Annotated in this window: 10 protein-coding genes; 6 read left to right on the forward strand and 4 right to left on the reverse strand. The window is 35.6% G+C overall.

Features of this window, described 5'->3' with window-relative positions; translation table 11 throughout:
• From Y7E_RS0103945 to Y7E_RS33525, 3 genes are all read left to right on the forward strand, one after another.
• The gene (locus Y7E_RS0103945) at window positions 1–1,116 is read left to right on the forward strand and encodes a GerAB/ArcD/ProY family transporter (protein ID WP_017150018.1); all 1,116 of its coding nucleotides are present in this window, start codon (window positions 1–3) and stop codon (window positions 1,114–1,116) included.
• Complete coding sequence (locus tag Y7E_RS0103950; RefSeq protein WP_017150019.1) at window positions 1,100–2,284, forward strand: Ger(x)C family spore germination protein; 1,185 nt, start codon at window positions 1,100–1,102, stop codon at window positions 2,282–2,284. The genes Y7E_RS0103945 and Y7E_RS0103950 overlap by 17 nt, the downstream gene beginning before the upstream one ends.
• 69 nt (window positions 2,285–2,353) lie before the next feature.
• Complete coding sequence (locus Y7E_RS33525) at window positions 2,354–2,500, forward strand: hypothetical protein (protein ID WP_017150020.1); 147 nt, start codon at window positions 2,354–2,356, stop codon at window positions 2,498–2,500.
• Between the two features lie 111 nt (window positions 2,501–2,611).
• Here the strand turns inward: Y7E_RS33525 and Y7E_RS0103960 are convergent, their stop codons facing one another.
• Genes Y7E_RS0103960 through Y7E_RS0103970 form a run of 3 tightly spaced genes read right to left on the reverse strand, consistent with a single transcriptional unit; the run spans window position 2,612 to window position 4,966 of the window.
• Window positions 2,612–4,012, reverse strand: coding sequence for a nucleoside recognition domain-containing protein (locus Y7E_RS0103960; RefSeq protein WP_017150021.1), 1,401 nt, complete (start codon window positions 4,010–4,012; stop codon window positions 2,612–2,614).
• Window positions 3,990–4,712 (reverse strand): FeoB small GTPase domain-containing protein, encoded by a 723-nt coding sequence (locus Y7E_RS0103965; protein ID WP_017150022.1) that lies wholly within the window; start codon window positions 4,710–4,712, stop codon window positions 3,990–3,992. Before Y7E_RS0103965 ends, Y7E_RS0103960 begins: the two co-directional genes overlap by 23 nt.
• Complete coding sequence (locus Y7E_RS0103970; protein ID WP_017150023.1) at window positions 4,709–4,966, reverse strand: FeoA family protein; 258 nt, start codon at window positions 4,964–4,966, stop codon at window positions 4,709–4,711. The genes Y7E_RS0103965 and Y7E_RS0103970 overlap by 4 nt, the downstream gene beginning before the upstream one ends.
• A 511-nt stretch (window positions 4,967–5,477) precedes the next feature.
• Here Y7E_RS0103970 and Y7E_RS0103975 point away from each other — a divergent pair.
• The 3 genes from Y7E_RS0103975 to pstA all read left to right on the forward strand — a co-directional run bounded on the left by Y7E_RS0103975 (window position 5,478) and on the right by pstA (window position 8,262).
• A complete protein-coding gene (locus Y7E_RS0103975) occupies window positions 5,478–6,380 on the forward strand; it encodes a phosphate ABC transporter substrate-binding protein PstS family protein (RefSeq protein ID WP_017150024.1) in 903 nt (300 codons plus the stop codon).
• Between the two features lie 71 nt (window positions 6,381–6,451).
• On the forward strand, window positions 6,452–7,342 hold the full coding sequence (gene pstC / locus Y7E_RS0103980; RefSeq protein WP_026049081.1) for a phosphate ABC transporter permease subunit PstC: 891 nt from the start codon (window positions 6,452–6,454) through the stop codon (window positions 7,340–7,342).
• A 2-nt stretch (window positions 7,343–7,344) separates the two neighbouring features.
• Entirely contained in the window at window positions 7,345–8,262 is a 918-nt protein-coding gene (pstA, locus tag Y7E_RS0103985; protein ID WP_017150026.1) for a phosphate ABC transporter permease PstA, read from the forward strand.
• 284 nt (window positions 8,263–8,546) lie between these two features.
• Here pstA and Y7E_RS0103990 read toward each other — a convergent pair whose 3' ends face one another.
• A complete protein-coding gene (locus Y7E_RS0103990) occupies window positions 8,547–11,591 on the reverse strand; it encodes an efflux RND transporter permease subunit (RefSeq protein WP_017150027.1) in 3,045 nt (1,014 codons plus the stop codon).
• Window positions 11,592–12,156: the final 565 nt, after the last annotated feature.

A 12,156-nucleotide genomic window follows, 5' to 3' on the forward strand; every position in this document is an offset into this window, starting at 1 on the left:
TTGAAACCGTTTGAATACGGAGATGAAGAAATTGGATCTCGAGAGCTAATGTTTGCAGTGTCTTCAGTCATTATTGGTACAGGAGCGCTTTCGATGCCTCGTGTAATTGCAGAAAAGACGCTTTTTTTAGACGGCTGGATCATACTACTTCTTGGTGGAACGATTTGTGCGTTTCTTGCTTGGGTTATTACAAAAATAGCGAATTTATTTCCAAAACAAACGTTTTTTCAATATACAGGTACATACTTATCAAAACCCGTAGCCTTCATTGTTACAAGTATTATGGTGTTAACGTTCGTTGGCGTTACTGCGTATCAAGCGCGAGCAATTTCAATTATTTCACAAACATACTTATTTGGTAAAACGCCTATTGAACTTTTATCATTTTTTTACTTACTTGTTGTTATCTATGGAGTAAGTGGTTCTAGAGCGGCATTGCTCCGCCTTAATTTGTTATTTTTGCCAATTGTAGCGAGCGCCATTGTGGCTTTATCTCTATTAAATATAAATTTAATGGATACTCATAATTTGCTTCCGCTTTTCCAAACAAAATGGAGCCAATATGCTCTTGGGATGAAGGAATCGATATTTACATTCATTGGATTTGAGATCGTTTTATTTTATTCTACAATTGTGAAGCAAAAAGACAAAGCGCCTTTAGCTGCTGCCAAGGGAGTAATGATTACTAATTTACTATATGTCCTTATCTATCTCACTTGTATTATTGTCTTTTCTTATTCTACGACGAGAAGTTTAACGTATCCTGTTATTGAGTTAGGAAAGGAGATTGAAATTGGTGGAGGGTTTTTAGAACGTTTTGATGCCATTTTTTTTACGACTTGGATTCTTACAATTTTTAATACGACTGCTATGTATTATGACGTTGCAGTAATGGCTTTTTGCTCGATGTTTCCTTCTATTAAAAAGAAAACATTTATTTTTGTAAGTGCACCGATTATTTATCTATTTAATATGCTTCCTGAAGATGTTACGAAGTTAACGGAGTATGGTGTCTACTTAGCTTGGGTTAATATGGCATGCATTATCTTTGTCCCTGTACTTGTCTTCATTATTTATAAGCTCAAAGGAGGCAAGAAGAGTGAATCGTCTTCATAAGTGTATTTGTTTTATTGTTTTGTTTTTATGGATTAGTGGTTGCTCAGAACGAAAAGAAATTGAAGAGAGAGGCTTTGTTGTTGGCGTAGCTTTTGATGTTGCGAAAGAAGAAGCGGAAAGTGAATCAAAGAGACCAACTCGTATGAAAGGGACATATCAACTCGTATTGCCAAGTGCGTTAGCGCAACAGGGAGGAAAAAGTGGAGGTGGAGGTGGGGATAATTATATTAATATTAATGCAACTGCTGATAGTGTTTTTGCGCAAATTCGAGAGATATCCAAAAAAATTAGCCGTTCTTTGTTTTTCCCACATATTCAAGTTATTGTTTTTTCAAAAGATTTATTAAAGCAACAAAACCTTTTAGAACAAACGTTAGATGTCTTTTTTCGTGATCATGAAATGAGGAGGAATATTCGGATTTTTGTTTCTAAGGGACGCGCAGAGAAGGTTTTGCAACAAAGTTCTAAACCGGAAAATTTTCCAGCAAAATATATTGATTTATTGGCAGATCATGCAGACGCTAATGCATTTATGTTAGAAGCAGTTCGTATTGGTGATGTACAAGAAACGATAACCGCTAAAAGAAGTTTTGTACTTCCAATTTTACAATTAACGAAACAAGGGGTAAAAATGGAAGGGGCTGCTGTGTTTAAAGGGAAGGATAATAAATTGATCGGCCTGTTAACAGGAAAAGATACGCAAGGGTTAAATTATATAATTGGAAAGAAAGCGAGTGGTTTTGTGACCATTCGAAAAGAGAAAAAAGCGTTCACCTATGAAATTCACAAAATAAGACGAAAAATACATGCTTCTTTCGCAGAACCACGTCATCCGAAGTTTACAGTTGATATTTATCCTGAAGGTGTACTAGCAGAGGTTTATTTAGGCGGGGATGGAAAGGCGTGGAGTGAAAAGCAAATGAAGACATATATTTCTAAAGAGATGGAAAGTATAGCGATGAGGACGATAAAAAAAATGCAAAAAGATTTTAAAACAGATGTTCTTGAGTTAGGAGATTATTATAAGCGGCATAATTATAAAGAGTGGAAGAAGATAGAGAAAAATTGGGATAGGGGAAAAAACTATTTTGCTCAGAGTGACATTGTTGTTCGGGTTCATCCAGTGGTAGAACATTCAGGTTCTTTGGTGCCAAAAGGTGGTCAGTAATGTGGAATTGAGAATCTGCTATTGATATTTTCCGTGTCTTTAAATGTAAATAGGAGCGATAGTAATAATATGAAAATGCCTTCTATGTTGACGATTATAAATACGATTTTGATGGGAATTATCCCATACGCTGTTTATTTTTTGAATAAGAAAATAAAAAAATATGGTGCGCAGCCCTGGGAAAATCCAAATGAAGATGAAAAAGGAAAACCATAGATGGGTTTCCTTTTTATTCATTCCGCTATTCTCGAGCAGTAAAAGACCGGGTGGTGAAAGCTTTCCATCAGTGAGGGTGAAGACAATTCCCCACTGATGGAAGTTTCATTTTTATACAAGCCCTAACCAATGTACCAGTTGCGTTGTGAGGAATGTAACAACAATGGCGATAACGGTAGGGATTGCAAACGATAGAAATGTCCATTTTGGACTTTTTGTTTCTTTATATATGTTAACTAGTGTTGTTCCGCATGGGAAATGAAGTAGTGAGAACAACATTGTGTTTAACGCAGTTAACCAAGTCCAGCCATGTTCTAAGAACAGGTTTTTAATTTGATTTAAATCATCTAGTTCGGTTAAAGCGCCTGTTGATAAATAAGACATTAATAAAATTGGAATGACAATTTCATTGGCTGGCAAACCAAGGATGAATGCAGCTAGAATAAATCCGTCAAGACCGAGTAATTTGGCAAATGGATCTAAGAAATTCACAAAATACATAAGTAGGCTTGTATCGCCAACATAAATATTTGCTAATACCCAAGTTAATACAGCGGCAGGTGCAGCTACGATAACCGCACGTTTTAAAACATATATTGACTTATCAAGTGTGGAACGTACAATAGTGTTCCAAATTTTTGGCTTACGGTATGGTGGTAATTCTAACGTATAGTGAGTTGGGACACCTTTTAAAGCGGTTTTTGATAATACCCAAGATACGGTTAGTGTTACGATAACCCCAATTACAACCATTCCGACTACAACACCTGCTGTAACAAGTGTTTGCATACTACCGGTATATCCAGCAGCCATAAATAATGATGCCATTAATATTAATGTAGGCCAACGTCCATTACATGGAACGAAGTTGTTAGTTAAAATCGCTAACATACGCTCGCGTGGTGATTCGATAATACGTGTTGACATAATAGCAGCAGCGTTACACCCAAACCCCATTGCCATTGTTAATGATTGTTTTCCGTGAGCGCCAGAACGTTTGAATAAACGATCCATGTTAAAGGCAACGCGCGGTAAGTATCCATAGTTTTCTAATAGGGCAAACATAGGGAAGAAAATAGCCATAGGTGGTAACATAACGCTAATTACAGCTCCAGTACCACGGAATAAGCCGAGAATTAAGATGCCGTGTAACCAAGTTGGTGCGTTCATTGCTTGAAACCAAGCGGTTAAATGACCTTCTGCCCACCCGAAAAATTCAGCAATCATATCAGACGGCACGTTAGCTCCGGCAATTGTAAGATAAAAAATAATAGATAAAATTCCGAGCATAATTGGAAATCCGAATATAGGAGAAGTGAAAATTTTATCTAGCTTCTCTGAACGGTATAGCTTATCGGTATTCGTGTATTGAACAGCTTCCTTACATATATTTGCGGAAGTTCGATAAATATCACCTACAATATCATCTCGTATATCCTCTTTTGTAAGTGTTTGTGCATGCTGAACAATATAATCTAATGGAAGAGCTTTACTGGCTGAGTGAGATTCCATTTATGACGACCTCCCTTACAAGCGGCTCCTTATGATGTTTTTGGAGTGCAGCTAGAAAATTTTTATCTCCATCTAATATACGGAGTGCTACCCAGCGGGCGGGATAAGTATCTCCAAATACTTTATAGATTTCTGGTTCTAATTCTTGAATCATACTTTCAATTTGTTCATTATAAGTAATTTGAACTGGTGTAGGAATTAATTTTTTATTTGCTACTTTAGCAATTACATTTAGTAAATGGCCGATTCCAACTCGGTTTCGAGCAGAGATTTTAATTACAGGCACTCCAAGTGACTTTGCTAATTTTTTTTCATCGATGACAATTCCTTTTTTTTCAGCCTCATCTATTAGGTTAATGCAAACTACAACGTCTTTTGTCATTTCCATAACTTGCAGTGCTAAGTTTAAATTTCTTTCCATCGCAGTTGCATCTACAACAACGACGGTTACGTCAGGTTTTTCAAAAATGATATAATCGCGTGCTACTTCTTCATCAGTAGAATTTGAATAAAGGGAGTAGGTTCCTGGTAAATCAATAAGGGTATATACACTTCCGTTATGTTCATATTCACCTTCTGCTTTTAACACTGTTTTTCCAGTCCAGTTTCCAGTATGTTGTTTTAATCCTGTTAATGTATTAAATAATGTGCTTTTCCCAGTATTGGGGTTTCCTGCTAGTGCAATGCGATGTTTTTTCATTCTGAATCATCTCCTATTAATCTTCCGAAAATAAGGGAACTTTCTTCACTACGCAGTGCAATGGTTGTATTGCTCACTTGATAAGCGATTGGATCTCCGAGCGGGCTTTTTTGCAATACTTTAATAATAGCTCCGGGAATAAAGCCTAAATCTAATAAGCGACGTTTCATAGTTCCTTCTAATTTTAGCTTCTCGATTTGTACAAACTGCCCTGTTTGGAATTTTGAAAGGGGTTTGATATTAGCCGATACCATAAAAGTTACCTCTTCTCTATATTTTTAGTTTCGGTTTAAAAAGTTTGCCGAGGGAAACTTTTTGCTACTAATATAGTAGACTACATTGAATGATGTTGTCAATTGGTACTTTAAAAATATTCAATTATTTTTAGAATTGTTCCAATTTATTTTGTTGTATCGAAAAATATTACTGAAATTATGTGGGATAAATGTGGAGTAATATCTATAAAGTTTAAAAAATGAAGAGATTTGTAAATATATTTTTAATATCGGTAGTGAAAAACAGGATTTTATTTACGCTAAATTTACATTATTAAAAGTAAATTTACAATACGAGCTATTTTGTGTGGATTCTTTTGGTTTTTTAAATAAAAAGACATGATATATAGGTTTTACAGTATGTTACCTCTCTTTACTTAAAATTAAAAATTACTTAACACTAACACAATATTATTGTCATACAATGAATTTGTGTTCGAAAGAAGTAGATGAATGTGAAAAAGCTATAATCCAAATGGGGGTACAAGACATGGTTATGAAAAAAGGTATTAAATTTTCGTTAGCGGCATTAGTGGTTGCTGGTGCTTTAGTTGGGTGCGGAAAATCAGAAAGCACAGGTAGTGAAGAAACTGCTAAAGGTAATAACGATGCAAAACAAGAAATGTCCGGTACAATTGCAGCAGCTGGTTCTACAGCTCTTCAACCTCTTGCTGAAGAAGCAGGTAAAAAATTCATGGAAAAGAATCCAAACGTTTCTATTCAAGTTCAAGGTGGCGGTAGTGGAACAGGGATTAACCAAGTAGCTTCCGGTGCGGTTCAAATCGGTAACTCTGATGTTCCGGCTGCAGATAAAATAAAAGATCCAGAAAAAGCGAAAGAATTAGTAGATAACAAAGTGGCGGGTATTGCATTTGCACTTGTTGTAAATAAAGATGTGAAAGTCGACAACTTAACTGTGAAACAAGTACAAGATATTTTCAGCGGGAAAGTTACAAACTGGAAAGAGTTAGGCGGTAAAGATGAGAAAATTAACGTAATAAACCGTCCGGCATCTTCTGGTACACGTGCTACATTTGAAAAAACAATTATGAAAGATGCGAAGATTAATGATGGAACAGGTACAACACAAGATTCTAACGGCGCGGTAGAACAAGCTATTAACTCTACTCCTGGCTCTATTAGTTATCTTGCAATGTCTTATATGGTGGGCGATAAAAAAGGTGCATTGCAAACTGTAAAGATTGATGGTGCAGAGCCGAAAGTTGAAAACATTTCCTCTGGTAAGTATCCATTCTGGTCTTATGAGTACATGGTAACAAAAGGGGAAGCAAAAGAAGCTACAAAAGCTTATATCGATTATGTAAAAGGTAAAGACTTCGAAAAACAAGTTGAAGATATGGGTTATATCCCAATGTCTAAACTGAATAAGTAAAACATTTAACGGGGCTGGCTGCGAGGCCAGTCTTGTTCATTTCAATCTATGAAGTGGGGTTATGTCCTGTGATGAAGGGGAAAAAACAAATTAACTACGTAAAAAGTGAATATATCGGAAGAACGCTTGTTACGTTTTGCGGTATATTTATTGTTCTTGTTACATTAGCAATTATTGCATTTATTTGCGGGAAAGGAATTCAATCCTTTACGCAAAGTGGTATTTCATTTTCTGAGGTATTGACGTCAACAAAATGGAATCCGAATGCTGATCAGGGATCATTTGGTGCTGTTATCTTTATTGTTGGTTCAACGCTTGTTTCATTAGGTGCAGTTATTATTAGTGCACCAATCGCACTTGCTCTTGCGATATTTATGAATTTAATTTCACCAAAGTTTGGGAATAAAGTATTAAAGCCTGTTTTGGAATTATTAGTTGGAATTCCTTCGGTAGTATATGGTTTATTAGGGGTTACCATTTTAGTTCCGCTTTTACGTGATTCATTCGGTGGTGTTGGTTTTAGTTTAATTGCTGGTATTGTTGTATTAAGTATTATGATTTTACCTACGATTGCTAGTATTGCTTCTGATGCAATACGTTCAGTTCCATTTGATTACTTGGAAGCCTCTTATGGTTTAGGTTCGACGAAATGGCAAGCGATTAGCCGTGTTATTGTTCCGGCTGCAAAAAAAGGTATTTTAACAGGGATCGTTCTAGGGTTAGCTCGTGCTTTTGGCGAAGCGTTAGCGGTTCAAATGGTAATCGGAAACACTGTTAAATTGCCTGAAGGAATATATAGTCCAACGGCGACATTAACAGGTATTTTAACAATGGATATGACGAATACGTTAAATGGAACTGCCTGGAATAACGCTTTATGGACATTGGCAATGATATTACTTGTTATTTCATTCCTATTTATTTTAGTAATTCGAGCAATTGGCCAAAGAGGTGAACGATAACGATGAATGCAAGAAAAGTAAATAATATTTGGACGGGTATTTTATATGCAGTTGCGGCGTTTGTAGTAGCTTTACTTGTTTTCTTAGTATACGAAATTTTGCAAAAGGGATGGGGATTTTGGGATCCAAGTTTCTTGTTTGGAGAACCAAGCAATACAAGAGCTGGAGGTGGAATTGGTCCGCAATTATTCAACTCTTTCTATATGCTTGTTATTACCTTAGTCATTTCCATTCCACTTGGATTAGGAGCAGGGATTTATCTTGCGGAATATGCAAAGCAAGGACGTTTTTTAGGTTTTGTTCGCTTATGTATTGAAACGATGGCATCATTGCCTTCTATCGTTGTTGGATTATTTGGTTTGTTAGTATTTGTTACAATGACGGGCTGGGGTTATACGGTAATGGGTGGTGCACTTGCATTAACAATTTTGAATTTACCAGGTTTAACACGTGTGTGTGAAAGTGCAATTACAGAAGTTCCATCTAATGTAAAAGAAGCGAGTCTTGGACTTGGTGCAACAAAATGGCAAACGATCGTGCGAATTATTATCCCGACATCATTGCCGCAAATTATTACGGGAGTTATTTTAGCGGCGGGTCGTATATTTGGTGAAGCGGCAGCGTTAATTTATACAGCGGGATTAACATCACCGATTTTAAATTCTGCAGCCGATTTTTCAAGTCCTGCACACCCGTTGAATCCATTTCGACCAGCTGAAACATTAGCGGTTCATATTTGGAAATTAAACTCTGAAGGGATTATCCCTGATGCGAAGCTAATTGCAACAAAATCAGCAGCAGTATTAATTATTATGGTATTACTGTTTAATATCATCGCTCGTTTTACTGCGTCTGTACTTCATAAGCGTTTTACGGGAGCGAAAAAATCTCGTAAAACAACAAAAGCAAAAGCAGCTTAAATGTTTGTACCCTATATTGATAAAGGGCTCTCTGTTTAAATAGGCAGAGAGCTTTTTTGTTTTGTAGGGGGGGAGGATATGTAGAGTAATGTTCTTCAATAAAAAAGATGATTCCCATGTTAAAATGATGTATATGAGTTATTGTAGATTCTGGACAACCGTTAGAAGATTATATAAATAAAGTGATGACTTACATGAATGAGTAATCATGAGATTATAGGTATATATTAATAATAGAAAGAAAAAAACGTTATCTTCTGTTCTGAAGATAACGTTTTTTCTTATTAAGCTTTTGGTGTATCTATAGAAGAGCTTACTTTTCTACGTGAGCTTCGTTTTTTACCGGATTTATCTAACAATTCGTACATAACAGGGACGACAACTAGTGTGAGTACAGTTGAAACTGCTAAACCACCAATTACGACAACGGCTAAACTTTTAGACACCATACTGCCTGCTTGTGATTGACTAAATAATAATGGTAACATCGCTACTATTGTTGTAATAGCTGTCATAATAATTGGTCGTAGCCTTGTAGAACCTGCTTCTAGTAAAGCTTCCCGCGTCGTCATGCCATGTTCTCTATTTTGTTGAACACGTTCTATTAGTACGATGGCATTTGTAACTACAATACCAATTAACATCAATGCGCCGATGAGTGCGTTTAAATCGACTGGTGTTCCTGAAATGATTAATCCTAAAATACCGCCAACGGCAGCTAGTGGTAAAGAGAATAAAATCGCAAATGGAGCGCGTGCTTGCCCAAAAGTAATGACCATAATTAAATAAACAATCCCGATTGCAATACCCATGATTTTGAATAAATTTGTAAAGTCTTCTTGCATAGATTCAGTTGCACCAGCAATATTAACTTTCGCTCCGTTTGGTAGGTCTAATTTTGAGATAGCTGTGTTCACTTCTGTGTTTACTTTACTTAAATCTTCATTTATTGCTTCGGCAGTTATTTGAATGGTTTCTTTCCCGTCTTTATGGAAAATCTCTGTTTGTAATTGTTTTTCTGAAATGGTTGCAATATCTTTTAAAGGAATCGGTCCATTTATAGGTGATAGGATATTTGTGTTAAGGAGATCATCCTTCTTATTTATATTTTCTTTTTTATGTTCTAGCATAATGGTTGTTTTTTCATCGTTAATTGTAATTTGTCCAACGGGTGATTTCTTCATAAGGAATGAAACTTGTTGTCCTGCTGTTTCTGGTGTCAATCCAACTTGTTCTGCTTTCGTTTGATCAATATGAATTTGCCATTCTTTTTTTGTTTCTTCGATATTTGTTTTTACTTTAGAAAGACTGTCTATACTTTTTAATTTTGTTTCAACGAGATCAGCAGCTTTTTTTAAATTTGTCTCATTGTTTGCTGTCACGTTAAATTGCAAGTTGTTTCCACCACCAAAATTAGAATAGCTTGTTTTTATATAATCGAATTCAGCTGGTCCGAAATCTTTATGCTCTTTTTTTAATTTTTCGACATATCGATCAATATCAGATCCTTTTTTGAAGACTACAAATATAGATGCAAGGTTATTTTTAGTTGTTTGTCCCCACTGTGCATCTTCAGCGCTTGATCCCATTCGTAAGATAACGTCAGTTACATCACTGTTAGAAAGTAATTTTTTTTCGAAATCAAAGGCTTTTTGCTTTCTAGACTCAAGATCGTAATTTGTTGGGAATGTCATATTAATTGAAAGCATCGTGTCGTCTTCTGATTTTATATTTGCTTTCGGTAGTAATATATAAGCCGCAATTGATCCAGCAAATAATAGGAAGGAAGAGAATAAAATAATAAACTTATGCGAAAGTGCCCATTTTAAAGTAGCTGTATACCTTTTTGAAGATTGTGGTTTGCGTTGCCGTGTTTTTTTGAGTAATAAAAACGCCATAAGTGGAACAACTGTTAGTGCGACAACTAATGAAGAAAGTATAGAGTATACAACCGCTAATACCATAGGTAACATAAGTTTACCAATTGAACCTGATACAAGACCAATAGGTAAAAAGACGGCGACTGTTGTTAATGTCGAAGAGGTAATAGCAACGGCAACCTCTTTTGTGGCATCTAGAATGATGTCTTTTGAAAAATGGTCTTTTTGTAAACGCCGGAAAATATTTTCAATGACAACAATGCTATCGTCAACGAGTCGTCCAACAGCAACTGCTAATCCCCCAAGGGTTAAAATGTTTAACGTAACATTAGATTGATCAAGTAAAAAAAGTGTTAGTAAAATTGATAACGGAATGCTAACAACAGCAATAAGAGTTGTTCGAATGCTACGTAAAAAGACTAAAATGATAAATGTCGCAGCGATTGCCCCTAAAATTACCTCTTTTCCCATACTTATTACAGCATTTTCGACTTGTTCGTGAGTAGAGGATAGTAACTTAATTGTGTAAGTATCCTTATATTCTTTGCTTATATCTTTAATTTTTTTATCGATTTCTTTCCCGATTTCAACTGCATTTTTGCTAGGTTCTTTCATAATAATTAATCCAGTTCCCTCTTCACCATTTATATGTGAAATGGTGTCATAATGTTGTTTTTCTTCTACTTGAGCTATATCCTGTAATTTTACTTGAGGTGCAAGCGCTATGTTTTTTATTTCATCTACATTTTTTACATTGCCAATGATGCGAAGGGTGTGGTCTTCGTTATTTACTGTGACCTGTCCAGCTGGAGCGGAAGTTTCTTTTCCTTGTAAAGCGGTTAATACTTGCTGAGGTGTCACATTTTTGTTTTTCATTTGATCTGGATCTAGCATGATAGATAGCTCGGATGTTGATTTGCCGAAATACATGACGTTAGCAACGCCATCGATATTTTCAAGTTGTGGGATGATTTCTTTTTCAATCTGTTTTTCATCAGCTTTTGTAAAACCATTCTGTTTTTGAATGGTAATCTGTGCAAGTGGAATCATAGAGGTATTAAGTTGGCTGACGACGGGTTTTGTAATTTCTTTTGGGAAATTTACGTTGTTAGTGATTTTTTCGACTTCGCGTGCCGCATCTTTCATATTAGCTTTAGATGTGTATGCGATATCGATACGCGATAAACCTTCGTGAGTAGAAGAAGTAATCGTATCAACGTGTTCCAAATTTCGAAATTGTTTTTCAAGGGGTTCGGTTACTTCTTTTGTCATCGTTTCAGCATCGAATCCTTGAGATAATGTAGTAACAGTTATCGCGGGGTTATCGACGCTCGGTAGAAACTCCATTGGTAATTTGGATCCAGAATAAACGCCGAGTACTGAAATGAGAAAAACCATGATGATAATGGCGGCACGGTTTTTTAATGAAAATTTTGTTAACCTATCCATAAAATTAATTCCTCCGTTTAAGTTGTATTTTGGTCTACTTCGTTACTATATAACAAAATCTAGATATTTTTCATTAATTAAATGTAAAAAAATTCTAAATTTATTCTTAAGTAGGAGAAGTATGGTATGAAGGTTAACTTGTAATTATGGTTTAGAGGAAGTTGGTCTATTAAATATGAAGTAAATGAGACTTTTATCCTGCTGTTTTCGAACAGTAACACTTCCACCTCGAAATTCAGCAGAATCAAAGAAGTTAGGTGGAAGATGACCTGTCTGTAAAAGCCCGATTGGTGAGGGCTAATAATCAGTAGGGGATGGAGACCCACACTGATTAAAGTTTCGCTTTATTAGGTAATAAACTTTTTTATATTTTTTTAAAAAAACACTTGTGATTTAAAAATAAGGATGGTATATTAATAAATGTCGCTGATGCGAAACGGCAGAAAGCGAAAAAATAAATTAAAAACTTAGTTGACATCGAAAAACGAAGATGCTAACATAAGGAAGTCGCTAATCGGCGATGGACAAGTTCTTTGAAAACTGAACGAAACAAACAACGTGAAAC

The sequence above is a fragment of the Bacillus bingmayongensis genome (genome assembly GCF_000299035.1).
In the GTDB taxonomy this organism is placed as follows: domain Bacteria; phylum Bacillota; class Bacilli; order Bacillales; family Bacillaceae_G; genus Bacillus_A; species Bacillus_A bingmayongensis.

Coding starts and splice junctions, on each gene's coding strand:
- pstC (WP_026049081.1), top strand. CDS start 6,452: ATGAAGGGGAAAAAACAAATTAACTACGTAAAAAGTGAATATATCGGA.
- Y7E_RS0103960 (WP_017150021.1), bottom strand. CDS start 4,012: ATGGAATCTCACTCAGCCAGTAAAGCTCTTCCATTAGATTATATTGTT.
- Y7E_RS0103970 (WP_017150023.1), bottom strand. CDS start 4,966: ATGGTATCGGCTAATATCAAACCCCTTTCAAAATTCCAAACAGGGCAG.
- Y7E_RS0103990 (WP_017150027.1), bottom strand. CDS start 11,591: ATGGATAGGTTAACAAAATTTTCATTAAAAAACCGTGCCGCCATTATC.
- Y7E_RS0103965 (WP_017150022.1), bottom strand. CDS start 4,712: ATGAAAAAACATCGCATTGCACTAGCAGGAAACCCCAATACTGGGAAA.
- Y7E_RS0103975 (WP_017150024.1), top strand. CDS start 5,478: ATGGTTATGAAAAAAGGTATTAAATTTTCGTTAGCGGCATTAGTGGTT.
- Y7E_RS33525 (WP_017150020.1), top strand. CDS start 2,354: ATGAAAATGCCTTCTATGTTGACGATTATAAATACGATTTTGATGGGA.
- pstA (WP_017150026.1), top strand. CDS start 7,345: ATGAATGCAAGAAAAGTAAATAATATTTGGACGGGTATTTTATATGCA.